General features: G+C 64.3%; 15 protein-coding genes. 7 read left to right on the top strand and 8 right to left on the bottom strand.

Features of this window, described 5'->3' with window-relative positions; translation table 11 throughout:
- Positions 1-34: 34 nt before the first annotated feature.
- From H6B10_RS01295 to H6B10_RS01270, 6 genes are all read right to left on the bottom strand, one after another.
- Positions 35-2530: an AAA family ATPase gene (locus H6B10_RS01295; protein ID WP_204649110.1), complete on the bottom strand. Its 2496-nt coding sequence runs from the start codon at positions 2528-2530 to the stop codon at positions 35-37.
- Positions 2527-3657 carry an exonuclease SbcCD subunit D gene (locus H6B10_RS01290; protein WP_204649109.1) on the bottom strand — a complete coding sequence of 377 codons (1131 nt, stop codon included), beginning with the start codon at positions 3655-3657 and terminating at the stop codon, positions 2527-2529. The genes H6B10_RS01295 and H6B10_RS01290 overlap by 4 nt, the downstream gene beginning before the upstream one ends.
- A gap of 4 nt (positions 3658-3661) precedes the next feature.
- On the bottom strand, positions 3662-4162 hold the full coding sequence (locus H6B10_RS01285) for a GNAT family N-acetyltransferase (protein ID WP_204649108.1): 501 nt from the start codon (positions 4160-4162) through the stop codon (positions 3662-3664).
- A gap of 20 nt (positions 4163-4182) precedes the next feature.
- The gene (locus H6B10_RS01280; RefSeq protein ID WP_204649107.1) at positions 4183-4533 is read right to left on the bottom strand and encodes a NusG domain II-containing protein; all 351 of its coding nucleotides are present in this window, start codon (positions 4531-4533) and stop codon (positions 4183-4185) included.
- Positions 4534-4563: 30 nt separating this feature from the next.
- Positions 4564-5460 (bottom strand): ribonuclease Z, encoded by an 897-nt coding sequence (locus tag H6B10_RS01275; RefSeq protein WP_204649106.1) that lies wholly within the window; start codon positions 5458-5460, stop codon positions 4564-4566.
- Positions 5461-5690: 230 nt separating this feature from the next.
- Complete coding sequence (locus H6B10_RS01270; protein WP_204649105.1) at positions 5691-6062, bottom strand: RidA family protein; 372 nt, start codon at positions 6060-6062, stop codon at positions 5691-5693.
- A 108-nt stretch (positions 6063-6170) separates the two neighbouring features.
- Between H6B10_RS01270 and H6B10_RS01265 the strand changes: the two genes are divergently transcribed.
- The 7 genes from H6B10_RS01265 (at position 6171) to pseG (ending at position 14280) form a co-directional block, all read left to right on the top strand.
- On the top strand, positions 6171-7889 hold the full coding sequence (locus H6B10_RS01265) for a DUF6044 family protein (protein WP_204649104.1): 1719 nt from the start codon (positions 6171-6173) through the stop codon (positions 7887-7889).
- 74 nt (positions 7890-7963) lie between these two features.
- A complete protein-coding gene (gene pseC, locus H6B10_RS01260) occupies positions 7964-9160 on the top strand; it encodes a UDP-4-amino-4,6-dideoxy-N-acetyl-beta-L-altrosamine transaminase (RefSeq protein WP_204649103.1) in 1197 nt (398 codons plus the stop codon).
- Positions 9157-10275: a glycosyltransferase family 2 protein gene (locus H6B10_RS01255; RefSeq protein WP_204649102.1), complete on the top strand. Its 1119-nt coding sequence runs from the start codon at positions 9157-9159 to the stop codon at positions 10273-10275. Before pseC ends, H6B10_RS01255 begins: the two co-directional genes overlap by 4 nt.
- An 88-nt stretch (positions 10276-10363) precedes the next feature.
- A complete protein-coding gene (gene pseF, locus H6B10_RS01250) occupies positions 10364-11062 on the top strand; it encodes a pseudaminic acid cytidylyltransferase (protein WP_204649101.1) in 699 nt (232 codons plus the stop codon).
- On the top strand, positions 11059-12090 hold the full coding sequence (gene pseI / locus H6B10_RS01245) for a pseudaminic acid synthase (protein ID WP_204649100.1): 1032 nt from the start codon (positions 11059-11061) through the stop codon (positions 12088-12090). Before pseF ends, pseI begins: the two co-directional genes overlap by 4 nt.
- Positions 12083-13267, top strand: coding sequence for an ATP-grasp domain-containing protein (locus H6B10_RS01240; protein ID WP_204649099.1), 1185 nt, complete (start codon positions 12083-12085; stop codon positions 13265-13267). The genes pseI and H6B10_RS01240 overlap by 8 nt, the downstream gene beginning before the upstream one ends.
- Positions 13264-14280, top strand: a complete 1017-nt coding sequence (pseG, locus tag H6B10_RS01235) for a UDP-2,4-diacetamido-2,4,6-trideoxy-beta-L-altropyranose hydrolase (protein ID WP_204649098.1) — start codon at positions 13264-13266, stop codon at positions 14278-14280. The genes H6B10_RS01240 and pseG overlap by 4 nt, the downstream gene beginning before the upstream one ends.
- A gap of 140 nt (positions 14281-14420) precedes the next feature.
- Here the strand turns inward: pseG and H6B10_RS01230 are convergent, their stop codons facing one another.
- Both H6B10_RS01230 and H6B10_RS01225 read right to left on the bottom strand, forming a co-directional pair.
- Complete coding sequence (locus H6B10_RS01230; protein WP_204649097.1) at positions 14421-15416, bottom strand: 2-hydroxyacid dehydrogenase; 996 nt, start codon at positions 15414-15416, stop codon at positions 14421-14423.
- A 171-nt stretch (positions 15417-15587) separates the two neighbouring features.
- On the bottom strand, positions 15588-16467 hold an 880-nt coding region (locus tag H6B10_RS01225; RefSeq protein ID WP_204649096.1), incomplete at its 5' end, for a tyrosine-type recombinase/integrase.

The raw sequence follows: 16467 nt of genomic DNA, 5'->3' as shown, positions 1-16467 counted from the left end.
TTTGCAAAGAAGGAACCGAAGAAACTCTCACCTGTTATTCCAGCACGATCTCGGCCTTGCTGCCCGCCCGGGTCTTGGTCACCCGGATCTGGCGGGTCAGCCGGGACTGCAGCGCCTCCACGTGGGAGATCACGCCGATGAGCTTATCGCCCCCCGCCAGTCCCGCCAGGGTATCCACGGCTTTTTCCAGGCTGTCGGCGTCCAGAGAGCCGAAGCCTTCGTCGATGAAGAGGGTTTCGATGGTGACGCCGCCGGCGTTCTGCTGGATGGTATCGCTGATGCCCAGGGCCAGGCAGAGGGCCGCCATAAAGCTTTCGCCCCCCGAAAGACTGCCCACCGGGCGGGTCTTGCCGGTGTAGGCGTCGAACACATCCAGGTCCAGGGCGGTCTTGCCGGCCAGGGCCTCGCTTTTGCGGCGGAGCAGCCGGTACTGGCCGTCGGTCATGCGGGAGAAGCGCAGGTTGGCCGCTTCCACCACGCCGTCAAAATAGAAGGCCTGTACGTACTGTTCAAAAGGCAGTTTGACCTTGCCGGCCAGGTTGCCGTTGATGGTCTTGGAAAGATTGTCCCACATGGCGCGTTTTTCCCGCGCGGCGGAAAGGGCCCGCAGGGTCTTTTCCATGCCGTCCAGGGCGGCGCGGTTGGTGTGCAGCCGGTGTACGGCGGCATCCCGGGCGTTGGTGGCGGCGGCGCGTTCCGCCCGCAGATGGGCCAGCGCCTGCTGCAGCCGGGCCAGGGCGTCCCCTTCCTCCCGGGGCGGCACCGTTTCCTGCATCTGCTGTACCCGGGCTGCGGCCGCCGCATGGCCTGCCTTGGCGTTGGCGGCTTTGCGGGCAGCCACAAAGGTCTGTTTTTCCAGCCCTTTCAGCTGGTTGTTCAGGTTGTCCAGCTGGTCGGTCAGGGCCTTGGCCTGGTCGCTCTGGCGTTTGAACCGGGCATGCTGTTCCCGCAGGCCCTGCAGCCCTTCGGCCAGGCTGGCCTTCTGTTCTTCCAGGGCGGCGCGCAATTCTTCGGGGGTAAGTTCCTCCGCCGGTTTGCCGGTGTAGCGCCCGGCGCGGCGGGCAAAAAAGGCGGCCGCGTCCCGGGTCAGGGTGCCCCGCAGTTCGGCGGCACGGGCAGCGGCGTCACCGGCGGTGCGGCTGCAGGCGGCGGTGTCCCGCCGCTGGGCCGTCAGGGCCTGTTCCCGTTCTTCCAGTTCCTGCTCGGTCACATGGTCCTGGGGCAGCTGGGCCGGGCAGGGATGCTCGGTAGAGCCGCAGACCGGGCAGGGCTGCCCCGGCTGCAGCTGCTGGGCCAGCAATCCCGCACGGTTGGCGTTCAGCTGCCGCTGCAGGGTGGCATACCGGGCCTCGGCCTCGTCCAGCGCGGCCTGGGCCTTGACGTAATCCTGCTGCCGGGCGGCGGCGGTCCCGGCTGCCTTGTCCGCGGCGGTCAGGTTTTTCAAAAGGGTCTCGCAGGTAGCGCTCAGGTTTTCCGCCAGTTCCATGTGGTGTTCCAGCCGCACCTGTTCGGTGTCGGTCTGGCCCAGGGCAGCGCGGGCGGCTTCGGTCTCGGCAATGGTCTGTTTCAGGGCATCGCTGCGGGCCTGCAGTTCCGCCTGCTGGGCTTCGGTCTGGCGCTGCACCTCGGCGGTGCGGGCTTCCTCATCCACCAGACCCGCCAGCTGACGGCGGCGGGCGGCCCGTTCTTCGGCCATCTTCACCCCGGCGTCCCCCCGGGCGATCTTCTCGTCCAGGTCGGCCATGAGTTCGTTCTGCCGGGTTTCGATGACCTGGTCAAATTCCAGCAGTTTCCGGGCCAGGTCCACGGCGGATGCCGCCGTAAAGGGGTCCCGGGTATCCTGCAGTTCCTGCAGTTTGGCGGCGGTCTCCTGGTCGGCACCGGCCCCCAGCAGGCTGCCCACATGCATCAGCAGCTGGTCATCCAGGCGGCGGCAGGTTTCGTCCGCTTCCCGGGCGTGCTGCACCGCAGCCTGGCCCAGCCGCTGGTGGTCGGCGGTATCAAAGATTTGGCGCAGAATGGCCGCCCGGTCGGCGGAAGGCGCATTGAGCAGCCGGGTAAAATCGTTTTGTGCCAGCATGGACACCTGGGCGAACTGTTTGGCGTCGATGCCCAGCAGTTTGACGATGGCCGCCGTAACGGCCACCGCGCCGGAGACCGGTTCCTCCGGTTCCCGGATCAGTTCCGCCCGGGGCGGGCTTTTGACAATGCCGCTGCCCCGTTTGGCGGCGCGCTGCTGTTCGGGCCAGCGGCGCACGGTGTAGGTGCGGCCCCGGTGGGTAAAGTCCAGTTCCACAAAGGTTTCCACCTCGGGGGCGGCAAAGTCGCTGCGCAGCATGGTGGTCTTGCGGTTTTCGCCGGTGGTCTCGCCGTACAGGGCAAAGGTGATGGCGTCAAACAGGGCTGTTTTGCCGGCGCCGGTATCGCCGCCGATCAAAAACAGCCCGCTGCCGCCGAATTTGGAAAAATCCAGCGCGGTACGCCCCGCATAGGGGCCGAAGGCGCTCAGGGTCAGGTACAGGGGTTTCATCCTTTGGCGGCCTCCTCTCGCAGCTGTTTCACGGCCCGTGCCTCGTCAATGGTCAGGGGCCGCCCGTTCATCTGGGTAAAAAAGTCCTGGAACAGCTCGGCAAAAGGCTTGCCCCGCACCGCCAGGGCAGCATCGGCAGGGCCTGCCGTGGTGCCCCGGGGCTGGTAGTCCAGCCGCATAGCGTTGGGGTAGGCGGCCCGCAACGCGGCCATGGCGTCCGGCAGGGGGGTGGGGTCGGTCAGGGTGGCCCAGATGTAATCCCCCGTGTCGGTGGGGTGTTCCACCAGCTTGGCCAGGGGGCCGGTCAGGTGGCGCATGGCACGGCGGGGCGTCAGGGGCAGCAGGTCGATGTGCTCCACCCCGCGGCGGCCCAGTTTGACCAGGGTGGCGGATTTTTCCGCTCCGCACTCGTCCAGATGGTAGCACAGGGGCGCGCCCGCATAGCGCACCGTATCGCTGCCCACCCGCTGTGCCCGGTGGATATGCCCCAGGGCCGTGTAGGCAAAGCCCTCAAACCGGGCGGCGTCGATGGAATCCACGGTGCCCACCGTCAAAGGGGCGGTCTCGCTGCCGCCCAGCAGGGGCGAAGTCAACCCCGCCACCACCATCTGGTGGGCCAGCAGCACCCGCCGGGGCGCGGCGGGCTGGGCCGCGGCCAGGGCGGCGCCCACGGCGCTGTCATAGTCCGGCAGGTCGGCATCGGGCAGAAAATGGCGCACGGTGGCGGCCCGCACAAAGGGCAGCAGGGCAAATTCCACCGGGCCGAACCGGTCGTTCAGCACGATCTGGCGCGGCGCGCCGGTGAACCGTCCGGTCAGGTAGACCCCCTGCCCCGCCAGCAGACCGGCGGCAAAGTCCAGCCGTTCGGCGCTGTCATGGTTGCCCGCAATGGCCAGCACCGGAATACGCCGGGCGGCCAGCTGGGTCAGGAACCAGTCCAGCAGGGTGCAGGCGGCCGCCGGGGGCACGGGGGCGTCGTAGATATCCCCGGCCAGCAGCACAGCCTCCACGCCGTTGTCATCGCACAGGCCCAGCACCTGCTCCAGAATATAGCGCTGGTCCTCCAGCAGATCGAACCCGTTGACCCGTTTGCCCAGGTGCAGGTCCGCCAGATGCAGAAATTTCATGCAGTCATCTCCAAAGTTTTTCCCAGGTGGTAATGTCCAGCGTCACGCCGGGCAATACTTCCATGGGCACGGTCTCCGCCTTGCGGAAGCGGCATTTTTTGCAGAACATTTCGGCTTTCAGGTCGCGGGCCCATACTTTCAGGTACAGGCGGCTGCGGCCGTCGCCCTCGGCCAGTTTCTGGGCATAGGCCACCACGCTGCGGCCGATGCCCTGCCCCCGGGCCTTCTCTTTCAGGAACAGGCGGCTCAGGCACATAGCCCCCGCGGGGCCCAGGTCCAGGGCAAAATAGCCCACCGGCTCACTGCCCAGGTAGATCAGGAAATAGTTGATCACCCCGCTGTGGATCTCGTCGTCGGTCAGGATGTCGCTCTGGTATTTATCAGCCAGAGCGGCGGCCACCTTGGGGGTCAGTTTGGTGTAATGCTGTACGAAGATCTCCTTCGCCAGTTCGCTGACCAGCTCCACATACCGGGTCTTGGTCACTTGCTTGAAAGTGGGATTCATATTGTCAAACTCCTTTTTTCTCAGGGGCCTTCTTCGATGGTCAGGCTGGCTTGGGCGGGCAGGCAGGCGGCCCAGTCGCCCACCTCCCGCAGGGTGCCGAAGCCTTCGCACAGGTGGTCGGGGCAGGGGCTGTCCACAAAGGCGATGCCTCCGTCCTGCACCTGCAGATGGATGGTATAGGTACCGGTATCGATATCGTACCGGGCATCCCGGGTCAGGTCGATGGTCTGTTCCTGCTGGGGGTCGCCGTAGCGCAGCACCGCCACGGCGCCGGTGCCGCCGGGGTGGGTCCAGAGATACAACACCCCCGCCAGCACCAAAATCACCGCGGTGAACAAAAGATCCCGGCGGTGAGTCTGCAAAAATTTCAAAGGCGGTTCCTTTCTGTGTGGGGCGGCGGGTCAGGATTCCTTGTCAAAATCCAGTTCCAGCCGCATGCCGTCAGTCCCGGCCACGGCGTCCGGGTACGCCCGCTGCGCGGCGGCCAGCCCGGGGGCCAGGTCGGTGACGGCGGCGGAATAGTGGGTCAGCCAGAGCCGCCGCACCCCGGCTTCGGCCGCCAGAGCGCCGGTTTCCCGGCAGGTGGCATGGCCGTACAGTTTTGCCTTGTCCAGGTCGGCGTCGTCGGCGTAGGTGGCATCCATGCAGAGCAGGTCCGCCTCCCGGGCAGCTTCGGTCACCGCCGGGCAGGGGCGGGTATCGGTGGCATAGACCACCTTCAGGCCCCGCCGGGGCGGTCCCAGCACCTGGCCGGGGGTAAACCCCTCCACCGTCTGGCCCGCCTGCAGGCGGCTCCACAGCGCCACGGGGATACCCGCAGCCCGGGCGCGCCCGGGGTCAAACCGCCCGGCCCGGGGCAGGGTCAGGGCGTAGCCGCAGCAGGGCACCCGGTGTTCCAGCGGGAAAGGCGTTACCGTCAAGGGGCCGGCTGCAAAGGGTTCCTGCCCCGCCTGCCGCCAGTGGACGGCAAAGGGCAGCGGCCCGGCCAGGGCCGCCATGGGGGCGGCCACCGCCTCCAGCCCAGCCGGGCCAACCACCGTCAGGGGGGCGGTGCGGCCCAGGCTGGAAAGAGTCTGCAGCAGGCCCGGCAGGCCCAGAATATGGTCCCCGTGGTAATGGGTGAGCAGCACCGTGTGCAGCCGGTAGGCGCTGACGCCCCACCGGCGCAGGGCGGTCTGGGTACCCTCGCCGCAGTCCAGCAGCACGGTTCCCCCGCCCACACTGACAGCCAAAGCTGCCAGCGCCCGTTCCGGCAAAGGCTGGGTGCCTCCGGTGCCCAGCAAGGTGACGGTCAGCATGGCAAAACTCCCCTTTCCCAACAGTACCCCAATTTACAAAGCACATTATAGCACAAATTGCGGCCCGTAGAAAAATCCGGCCTCAGTTTTCCGATAAATTTTACATTTTATTTTTCCTTTACTTGTTGAAATCACGGCCGCAGGCTCGTATTATACCAAAGGAAGCACCGATGCAAAAAGGCCGCCCCATCGGGGCGGCCTTGCGTTCCTTGTCTGCAAAAAAGGCGGGTTCAGCGCACGGCAATGCACTCGATCTCCACCAGTGCGCCTTTGGGCAGTGCGGCGATCTGCACACAGCTGCGGGCGGGGAAAGTCTCGCCAAAAGCTTCGGCATACACTTCGTTGACGGTGTTGAAGTCGGCCAGGTCCTGCACAAACACGGTGGTCTTGACCACATCGGCCAGGGTCAGCCCGGCTTCGGCCAGCACGGCGGCCAGGTTGGCCAGGGACTGGCGGGCCTGGGCGGCCACGCCGTCGGCCAGGGTGTTGGTCACAGGGTCCAGACCCAGCTGGCCGCTGCAGTAAACGGTGCTGCCGGTATCCACGGCCTGCACATAGGGGCCCAGGGCGGCAGGCGCCTTGTCGGTGACAATGCGTTTCATAAACAATACAACTCCTTTTCCGGGTAACGTTCTTCCCCCTTATTGTAGCGTATCCCGGCCCAAAACACCAGCCCCGCGGGGGCTGTCCCATCAGAAAAGAGGCACTTTATGCAACAATCTCTGCGCAAAAACTGGTCGTTGTGGCTGATCACGGCCCTGACGCTGCTGGCGCTGGGGTATGTGGCCGTATTCGGCCAGGACATTTACATCGCAACCCACGACAATCTGGACAGCAACATTCCCTGGTTCACCATGCTGCGGGACAACGGGCTGTTTGCCTCCCACGGGGGCACCGTCCCCTTTCTGGGCGGCATCAGCCGGGATTATCTGCCCAGCGAACTGAACTTTTACAGCCTGCTGTACTGGCTGCTGCCGGCTTTTCCCGCTTATATCCTGGGCAATGTGCTCAAGATCGTCCTGTCGGTCGCGGGCTGGCTGGCTCTGGGACCCTGCCTGTTCGGCACCGAAGCCCCCCGGTACCGGCACCTGCTGGTGCTGGGCGGTTTTGTGTACGCCAACCTGCCCACCTTCCCCACGGCGGCCTTTGTGTTTGCGGGCATGCCGCTGCTGCTGGCACTGGCCTGGCAGCTGTGGCGCCGTCCCCGGCCGCTGGTCTGGGTGGGGCTGGCCCTCTGGCCCGCCTTGTCGGACTTTTCCACCTCGGGCATTTTTGCCTGCGGGTATATGCTGCTGTTTTTTGTGGCGGCAAGCATCCGGCAGCGGCGCCCCTGCTGGCGGCTGCTGGCGGGGCTGGGGGTGCTCTGCGCCGGGTTCCTGGTGTATGAACACCGGCTGTTCGGGGTGATGCTCTTCTCCCAGGAGGAGACCCTGCGCAGCACCATGGAAGGCACCACCCTGGGCCTGGCAGGCCTTTTGCGCACCATCGGGCAGACCTTCTGGCTGGGGGAAAACTGCGGCGGCACCCTGCAGGCCTGGGTCATCATGCCGGTGTGCGGGGTGTACTGGCTGGCAAGCAACCTGTGGTATCTGAAAACCGGGCGGTACCGCAAGCTGTGGCGTGACGCTTTCAACCTGCTGTGGTATACGGCCCTGGGCAATGCGGTGCTGGCGGGGATCTCCAATACAGAACTCTTCCAGCTGTTCATCCGCACCTTTGTTCCCCCGCTGGACGGCTTCAACTTTACCCGCATTGCCTGGTTCAACGGGCTGTTGCTCTACCTGGCCTTTTTTGTGGTGCTGGCCCGGCTGCTGCGCCGGGGCTGGGCCCTGCCGGCCTACGGGCTGGCCGCTGCCGCCTTTGCGGTGATCCTTTTTGCGGACGGCGAAACCTACAACGACATCCACAACAATCTGGTCCGTCTGCCCGCCCGGCTGCGGGGCGAACAGGCGGAGGAACTGACCTGGGAGGAATTTTATTCCGAGGATCTTTTCACCCGGGTCAAGGAATCCATCGGCTACAACGGCGAGTGGAGCATTGCCTACGGCATGCACCCGGGCATTCTGGAACAGAACGGCATCGCCACCCTGGACGGGTATCTCTCCTACTATTCTCTGGACTACAAGGAGCAGTTCCGGGCGCTGATCGCCCCCCAGCTGGAAACCGACGACTACCACCGCACCTATTTTGACGACTGGGGCGGCCGCGCCTACGTCTTTTCCAGCGATGTGACCTACAGTGCCCAGCGCACGGTGCTGGTGGACGAAGCGGTGCTGAACATCGACCCTGCGGTGTTCCGGCAGATGGGCGGCGTGTATGTATTTTCCCGGGTGGCGGTGTCCAACGCGGCGGACCTGGGGCTGGAAAGCTGCGGCGTCTTTACCGGCGAGGGTTCGCCCTATACGCTGTACGTCTACCGGGCCGCATGAGCAAATTGTCAAATACCGGGATCTGTGGTATAATGTACTATTCCAAGCAATGATGGATAACGGAGGGAACAATTATGGAACGACTGGCCATCGAAGGCGGCTATCCCGTACGCGGGGGTAAGATCTACTACGGCCGCCAGTGGATCGGCGAGGACGACATCCGCGCCGTGGAAGAAGTACTGCGCAGCGACTACATCACCTGCGGCCCCAAGGTGGACGAGTTCGAACAGGAACTGGCCCGCTACACCGGGGCCAAGTATGCGGTGGCGGTCTCCAACGGAACGGCAGCGCTGCACTGCGCCTGCCTGGCGGCGGGCATCGGCCCCGGGGACGAGGTCATCACCACGCCCCTGACCTTTGCGGCTTCGGCCAACTGCGCCCTGTACTGCGGGGCCCGGCCGGTCTTTGCCGATGTGGACCCCCACACCTACAACATCGACCCGGCCAGCGTCCGCGCCCATATTACCAATAAAACCAAGGCCATTGTGGCGGTGGACTTTACCGGCCAGGCGGTACGCCATGAGGAACTGCGGGCCATCTGCGACGAGTTCGGCCTGGTGTTCATCGAGGATGCGGCCCACGCCATTGCCACCAAATACAAGGGGCAGCAGGTGGGCAGCCTGGCGGACCTGACCTGTTTCAGCTTCCACCCGGTCAAGACCATCACCGGCGGCGAGGGCGGCGCCGTGACCACCAATGACGAGGCCCTCTACCGCAAACTGGTGCTGGCCCATACCCACGGCATCACCCACGACGAAGCCCAGATGCAGGACGCCCCCCATGAGGGTCCCTGGTGCTATGAGCAGATCAGCCTGGGCTACAACTACCGCATGACCGATTTCCAGGCCGCGCTGCTGGTGAGCCAGCTGCACAAGGTGGAGCACTTTGCGGCCCGCCGCAAGCAGATCGTTTCCGCCTACAACAAAGCCTTTGCCGACATGCCGGAACTGATCCTGCAGCAGGAGATTCCCGAGTCGGACACCTGCCGCCATCTGTATATCATCCGGCTGGCGCTGGACAAGCTGACCTGCACCCGCCGCCAGTTCTTTGACGCCATGAGTGCCGAGAACATCCAGTGCCAGGTGCACTATGTGCCGGTGTACTGGTTCCCTTATTATCAGGCCCTGGGATATGAGAAGGGCCTGTGCCCGGTGGCGGAAGAGATCTACCAGGGCATCATGAGCATTCCGCTCTACCCCAAAATGACCGACCAGGATGTGGAAGATACCATCCACGCCGTGAAAAAAGTGGTGGAGGCTTACCGCAAATGAACCCCCTTGTCACCGTCGTCGTACCGGTCTACAACGTAGCGCCCTATCTGCCTGACTGCATCGAGAGCCTGCTGGCCCAGACGCTGCAGCCCATGGAACTGATTTTTGTCAACGATGCGTCCACCGATGACAGTCTGGCCGTGCTGCGGGACTACGAGGCCCGCTATCCCGACCGGATGCGGGTCATCGACAGCCCCGAGAATCACAAGCAGGGCGGGGCCCGCAACCTGGGCCTGCGCCAGGCCAAAGGGGACTGGGTGGGCTGGATCGACAGTGATGATTTTGTCACGCCGGATTTTTATGAGACCCTCTACCGCCGTGTGCAGCAGACGGGCGCCGACGTGGCCTTTGCCCAGTATGCGGCGGTCCCCCACGATGCCCACCCGGGCACGGTGGACCCCGCCGCCCTGGCGCCGCTGATCGTCTGGGACGACTGGCTGATGCGGTGGGACGGCAAGGACCTGACCGACGAAGGGCGGATGGACCTGATCTGCTGCCCCATCGGCGGGCTGGTCTGCGGGCTGTGGCGCAAAAGCCTCATCTGGGACCACGACCTGTGGTTCCCTGCCGATGTGCGGTATGAGGACAACTACTGGGGTCCCATCGCCAAGCTGTATGTACAGCGGGCGGCCTTTGTGCCCCGCATCGGGTACCTGTACCGGCAGGTGGCGGCTTCCACCACCCACAAGCGCAACCAGCCCTACATTGTGGACCGGATGACCATGGAACGGGCCACCCTGCAAAAAGCCGAAGAGCTGGGGGTGCGGCAGCGCTACCACGACGCCTGGGAGTATCTGTACGGCTGGCGGTTCTGCGTGAACACCGTGCAGACCTACCTGCGCAGCTATGACCAGATTCCCTTTGATACCATCCAATCCCTGGCCGCCGAGGTGGACGCCGCCTTCCCCCACTGGCAGCAGAACCGTTACTACTGCCACCTGGTGCCGGAAGCCCGCCGGGCCGAGAACGCCTGCCAGGTCTACCACACCCGCCGCTGGCTGAAAGAGCGGCAGGCCGCCGCACGGCGGCAGCGGTGCATCGACGCCCGGGCCCGTCTGTGGGACAAAGGCTGCCGCACTGTCAAAAAAATCCTGCATATTTCCACCGGGGACTAAGCGGGCAGGGTCCGCATTCCCGGCTGTTTGTACTGTACCGCATCCATCCCGCCGGGATGGATGCCTTTTCCAAAAAGGAGGACTTTTCATGTCCTGCATTGCCATCATCACCGCCCGGGGCGGTTCCAAGCGGATTCCCCACAAGAATATCCGGCCTTTCTGCGGCAAGCCCATTCTGGCCTACACCATCGAAGCCGCCCTGCGCAGCGGCGTGTTTGAGGAGGTCATGGTCTCCACCGACGACGAAGCCATTGCCGAGGTGGCGCGGCAGTACGGCGCCGCGGTGCCCTTCCTGCGCAGTGAGCAGACCAGCGGCGACTTTGTCTCCTCCTCCGACGCGGTGGCCGAAGTGCTGCACCGCTATGCCGAGGCTGGCCGCCGGTTCGACGTGGTGGCCAACCTGTACCCCACGGCCCCCTTTGTAACAGCCGAACGGCTGCGGGATGCGGTGGACCGGCTGCTGGCCAGCGATGCCGAGACCCTGGTGCCGGTGGTACGGTTCAGTTTTCCGCCCCAGCGCGGGTTCCTGATCGCCGACGGCGAACTGCGGCTGGCCCAGCCCCAATACCGGGAGACCCGCAGCCAGGACCTGGAACCGCTGTACCATGACGCGGGGCAGTTCTACCTGGCCCGGGCCGATGCCTTTGCCCGCTGCCCCCGCTTTTACGGCGACCACATCCTGCCCTACGAACTGCCCGAGCTGGAAGTGCAGGATATTGACACCCTCTCGGACTGGGAGATCGCCGAATTCAAATACCAACTGCTGCACAAAGAGGAGCGCCCATGAAACTGCAAGAGAAAATCGCCGCCGGCGGCGTGTATTTTATCGCCGAGATGAGCGCCAACCATGGCGGCAGCCTGGACCGTGCGCTGCAGATCGTACGGGCGGCGGCGGACGCCGGCGCCGACTGCCTGAAGGTCCAGACCTACACGGCGGACACCATCACCCTGGACTGCCACAACGAGTATTTCCGCAACGAAGGCGGCATGTGGGACGGCACCAACCTCCACGACCTGTATGAGGAAGCCTACACCCCCTGGGAATGGCAGCCCGTCATCAAAGCGGAGTGTGAGCGTCTGGGGCTGGATTTTCTGTCCTCCCCCTTTGACGAAACGGCGGTGGATTTTCTGGAATCCATCGGCTGCGAAGCCTACAAGATCGCCAGCTTTGAGCTGAACCACATCCCTCTCATCGACTACGCGGCCCGCACCGGCAAACCGGTGATCATGTCCACCGGCATTGCCAGCCTGGAGGATATCCGCCTGGCGGTGGACACCGTGCAAAACGCCGGGGCTCCCGCCTATCTGCTCAAATGCAGCAGCATCTATCCGGCGGATTATTCCCAGCTGAACTACGCCTGCATCCCCGACCTCAAACAGCGGTTCGGGGTCCCGGTGGGCGCATCGGACCACAGTCTGGGCACCCTGGCGGCCGTGGTAGCCGCCATGCAGGGGGCCTGCATCATCGAAAAGCACCTCTGCCTGTCCCGTTCCATCCCCACGGCGGACTGCAAGTTCTCTCTGGAACCCCAGGAGTTTGGCCGGATGGTCCGGGACGTGAACGACGCCCTGGCGGCGGTGGGCAAGGCGGACTACCGCCTGCCCGAAGCGGAAAAACGCCAGCTGCTGGGGCGGCGCAGCATCTTTGTGGCCGCCGACATCCGCAAAGGCGAACCCTTTACCAAAGAAAACATCCGGGTGGTGCGCCCCGGTCACGGTCTGGCGCCGGTCTATTACCCCCAGGTACTGGGCAAGACCGCCGCGCGGGACCTGACCTTCGGCCAGCCGCTGCGAAAGGAAGATATCTGTGAGTGACCGTCAACCCGTAGGCGTTGTGGTGGGCGCCAGCAGCGAATCCCTGCACGCCCTCTCTCTGGCCCGTAATCTGGGGCTGTACACCATCGCCATGGACGGCAACCCCAACGCCGAGGGCCTTGCGGCGGCAGACCGGGCCATCGTGGTGGATATCCGCGACCCCGAAGCCCTGGCGGCTTCCCTGGAAGGCACCGTGCCCGATGTGGTCATTCCGGTGCCCATCGGCCGGTATCTGATCTCGGGGGCCGCCCTCAACGACCGGTTCGATCTGCCAGGTGTGCGGGAGTCTGCCGCCCAGCTTTGCACCGACAAATGGGCCTTTCACCGGCGGCTGCACCCGCTGGGCCTGCGCCGGGCGGACTGCCGCCTGCTGCGCACCGCCGCCGACCGGGCGGCAGCAGCGGATTTTCCCCTGCCTGCCATCCTCAAACCCCGCACAGGTTCGGGCAGCCGGGGCGTGGTCCGGGTAGACACCCCCGCAGCCCGGGATGCGGCCCTGGCCGCCTTGCCGGAAGGGGAAGAATATCTGATCGAAACCGCCGTGCCCGGCCAGGAATACGGCATGGACGCGGTGGTCATCGGCGGGCGGTTCACCCCGGTTTTGCTGCGCAAAAAGCTGAACACGCCGCCGCCCCACTGCCAGTGCGTGGGCTATTTTTCTCAGCCCGCAGGCACGCCCCGGTTCACGGCGGCAGCCGCCGCGGTGGAACAGGCCGCAGCTGCCCTGGGGGTGGACAACGCCGTGCTCCACGCCGACCTGATCGAAGCACCGGACGGCTTTTTCCCCATTGAGTTGTCGGCCCGGCCTTCCGGCCACGACCTGCACAACCTGTTCACCCCGCTGGTGACCGGCATAGATATGGTGGAAAATTATCTGCGGTTTGCCCTGGGCATGCCGTACAATTTCAGCCCGCGGCAGTATCACGGCGGGCTGATCCGGTTCTTTGATTTCGGCGGCTGCACCATCACCTCGGTGCCCGACGAGAAGGACCTGATGGCCCGGTATCCTCTGGCAGCCTACCGCTGCGCACTGGTTCCCGGCCAGCGGCTGGACCCGGTCCGGGACGGCAGCGTGATGCACCGGGGCTATTTTGTGCTGCGGGGCGACGACGAAAAGGAACTGACCGCCCTGGCTGACGCCCTGCTGGCGGAATTTGGCCGGGAGGCGCTGGTATGATCTGTTTTCGTGCCGACGGCAATGCCCACATCGGTTCGGGGCACATCATGCGGTGCCTTTCCCTGGCGGCCGCCCTGCGCACCCTTGGGGAGGACTGCCTGTTTGCCATGGCGGACGATACCATGGCCGCTACCGTCCGCAGCCGGGGATTTGAGGTCCGGATTCTGGGCACCCACTGGCGGGATATGAACGCCGAACTGCCGGTATTTTTGCCCCTGGCCGCCCAGGCAAAGCTGGTAGTGGTGGACAGCTACGCCCTGACCCCCGCCTGGCTGGACGCAGCACGGCAGCAGGTTCCCGTGGCGCAGTTTGACGACGAGGACGCCTTTCTTTCCACGGCGGATTTTCTGATCAACTACAATCTTTCGGGGCTGGACCGTCCCTATGACCGGCGGTATGCCGGGCAGCCGGTGCGGCTGCTGCTGGGGCCTGCCTATGCGCCCCTGCGGGAGGAATTTTGTGCCCTGCCGGACCGGCCGGTGCGGCAGCAGGTCACGGACATTCTGGTTTCCACCGGTGGCGCCGACCCGGAGAATGTGGCCGGCCGGTTTGTGGAAACGCTTGCCCGCACACCGGGCTGGGAATCTGTGGTTTTTCATCTGGTGGTGGGGGCGCTGAATCCCCGCCTGCCGGAACTGGAACGGGCGGCCGCCGCCCTGCCGAACCTGGAACTGCACCGCAATGTGCAGCAGATGGCGGCGCTGATCTGCCGGTGTGACGCAGCTGTGGCGGCTGCGGGCAGCACTTTGTATGAGCTGTGTGCCTGCGGCACCCCCACGGTGACCTACGTACTGGCGGACAACCAGCTGCCCGGTGCCACGGCCTTTGCCCGCCGGGGCCTGATGCTCAATGCCGGGGATTGCCGCCGGGACGAAGGGTTCTATCCCCGCCTGCTGCAGACGCTGCGCACACTTTGCGATGACGCCCCCCGCCGGGCTGCCATGGCATCCGCCATGCGCCATACCGTCGATGGCCGCGGCGCTCACCGCCTGGCCGCCGCGCTGCTGGAGTGACCGGCTATGTTCTTTTCTTGCAAGAAAAGAACCAAAAGAACTCTCAAATAAAAATCGCCCCAGGGTCTTTAAAACCCTGGGGCGATTTTTGTCTGGAGTTTCTTCGGTTCCTTCTTTGCAAAGAAGGAACACACCCGCCGTCAGGCCTGTACCTGGTTGACGAGGGGTTCGCCGCGGTCAAAGGCGCGGGCGTTTTCCATAGTGGTAATGGCGATACTCTGCAGCGCCGTGCGGGTAAAGAACGCCTGGTGGCTGGTGATCACCACATTGGGGAAGCTCAGCAGCACCGGCACCACCTCATTCTGCAACACATCGTCGGAGAAATCCTCAAACACCTGGCCGTCCTCATCCTCATACACGTCCAGGCCCACACCGGCAAACTTGCGGTTGCGCAGGGCCTCGATCAATGCCTCGGTATCGATCAGACCGCCCCGGCTGGTATTGACCAGAATGGCGTTGTCCCGCATCTGGGCAATGGTCCGGGCGTTGATCAGGTGGTGGGTCTCGGCGGTCAGGGGGCAATGCAGGCTGATCAGGTCTGCGGCCCGCAGCAGTTCATCCAGTTCCACATACCGCACGATCCCTTCCAGGTCGGGGTTGTGGTACTGGTCGTAGGCCAGCACCGTCATGCCGTAGCCGTGGCAGATGCGCGCCATGGCCGCACCGATGCGCCCGGTACCGATGATCCCCGCGCAGGAACCGTACAGGTTATACCCCAGCAGGCCGTCCAGGGCAAAATTGTTGTTGCGCACCTTGATATAAGCCTTGCAGATGCGGCGGTTGGCCGCCTGGGCCAGCGCCATGGCATGTTCGGCCACCGCCTCGGGGCTGTAGCCCGGCACCCGCAGCACCGTGATGCCCAGCCGCTTGGCGGCGTCCAGGTCCACGTTGTTGAAACCCGCGCAGCGCATCAGCAGCAGCCGGATACCCGCCTTGGCCAGGGCTTCCAGCACCGGGGCGGAACAGTCGGAGTTCACAAAGGCGCAGACGGCGTCGCCGCCTTCGGCCAGGGGCGCGGTATCCACATCCAGATTGGCGGCCAGGAATTTAATGGAGCAGCCGTATTCCGGGTCGGCTGCCAACAAATCAAAGTACAGGCGGTCATAATCCCGCGTACCGTAAAAAATAATCTTCATATCAGGGGGTTGCCTCCTTTGGCGGTAGTATGTGCGTTCATCCCCCTTACTATACCGGATTTCACCCCCGCTGTATGTTGTTCTGGCAACATTTTCCCTGTCCAGTAAAGAAAAATCACCGTGCTTCCCAAAAAAGCACGGGGATTCCGGCAGTTTGTCTTGTGCATGGCATCAGCCCTGTTCCCGGAGCGACCAGCCAATGGATTCCTGCTCCGCTCGCAACTGCATATCGTAAACCTGCTGCAGCTGCTGCTCCAGGCTGGCATACAGGTTATCCTGCGTGGCGCGGAACAGGTTCCGCAGGCAGCGGGGATTGCCCTTTTCTTCGGCAACGCCTGCTTCCCGGCAGAGTTCCTGCATATTCCGGCAAAGGTTGGAACGGTCCACCGGGCGGCCGCTGCGGGTGACGAACACCGGCCCCGCCGTGATGCCGTTTTCGGCAAGATAGTCCAGCAATTCCCGGCGCAGGGGATCCGGCAGCCGCAGGGTATAGGGGGTGCTGCGGCAATTCAGCACGGCGCCGCCTGCCTGTACCACCGCCACCGTCAGCTGTTCCAGGCATTGCAGGGGCAGACCTGTGACCACAAACAGCTTGACCTGCAAATACAGCTTGTGCCGCCCCAGCCGACGGGCGGTGCGCAGCAGCTGCAGATATTCCCCCCGGGTCAGTTCCAGCTGCGCCACCGGTTCGGTAGGCTGGTGATGCATGACCAATTCATGCCGGCCGCACCAGCGGAAATAATTATTGGCCGCCGAAATGCGGATGTTTACACTGCGCTGACCATAGCCGCGCTGCTGCAGGTCGCGCTGCCAGACCTGCAGGGTCTGGGGCGTGGGCGGGCCATGTTCTTCCAGATATTTCTGCAAGTCATACAGAACACGGCGGTAGTGGCTGCGGGTATCCTCGCTCCAGTCCACACTGTTCGGCCCCTGCAGGTAATCTTCCAGCGGATAACCGGGCACGATCCCCCGTTTTTCTTCCACAACGCCTCTCCTTTCCACATTGTTGAACACGGTGTTCAACAAAAGTACGGTTTTGTTGCAAAAAGCT

The organism is Gemmiger formicilis (assembly GCF_016901605.1).
Lineage (GTDB): Bacteria > Bacillota > Clostridia > Oscillospirales > Ruminococcaceae > Gemmiger > Gemmiger formicilis_B.
This window is presented reverse-complemented; position numbering and strand designations above follow the sequence as displayed.

What these genes read in the sequence shown, in the direction of transcription:
- H6B10_RS01295 (WP_204649110.1), bottom strand. Translation starts at nt 2,530, where the DNA reads ATGAAACCCCTGTACCTGACCCTGAGCGCCTTCGGCCCCTATGCGGGG.
- pseI (WP_204649100.1), top strand. Translation starts at nt 11,059, where the DNA reads ATGAAACTGCAAGAGAAAATCGCCGCCGGCGGCGTGTATTTTATCGCC.
- pseG (WP_204649098.1), top strand. Translation starts at nt 13,264, where the DNA reads ATGATCTGTTTTCGTGCCGACGGCAATGCCCACATCGGTTCGGGGCAC.
- pseF (WP_204649101.1), top strand. Translation starts at nt 10,364, where the DNA reads ATGTCCTGCATTGCCATCATCACCGCCCGGGGCGGTTCCAAGCGGATT.
- H6B10_RS01270 (WP_204649105.1), bottom strand. Translation starts at nt 6,062, where the DNA reads ATGAAACGCATTGTCACCGACAAGGCGCCTGCCGCCCTGGGCCCCTAT.
- H6B10_RS01255 (WP_204649102.1), top strand. Translation starts at nt 9,157, where the DNA reads ATGAACCCCCTTGTCACCGTCGTCGTACCGGTCTACAACGTAGCGCCC.
- pseC (WP_204649103.1), top strand. Translation starts at nt 7,964, where the DNA reads ATGGAACGACTGGCCATCGAAGGCGGCTATCCCGTACGCGGGGGTAAG.
- H6B10_RS01265 (WP_204649104.1), top strand. Translation starts at nt 6,171, where the DNA reads ATGCAACAATCTCTGCGCAAAAACTGGTCGTTGTGGCTGATCACGGCC.
- H6B10_RS01290 (WP_204649109.1), bottom strand. Translation starts at nt 3,657, where the DNA reads ATGAAATTTCTGCATCTGGCGGACCTGCACCTGGGCAAACGGGTCAAC.
- H6B10_RS01275 (WP_204649106.1), bottom strand. Translation starts at nt 5,460, where the DNA reads ATGCTGACCGTCACCTTGCTGGGCACCGGAGGCACCCAGCCTTTGCCG.
- H6B10_RS01230 (WP_204649097.1), bottom strand. Translation starts at nt 15,416, where the DNA reads ATGAAGATTATTTTTTACGGTACGCGGGATTATGACCGCCTGTACTTT.
- H6B10_RS01285 (WP_204649108.1), bottom strand. Translation starts at nt 4,162, where the DNA reads ATGAATCCCACTTTCAAGCAAGTGACCAAGACCCGGTATGTGGAGCTG.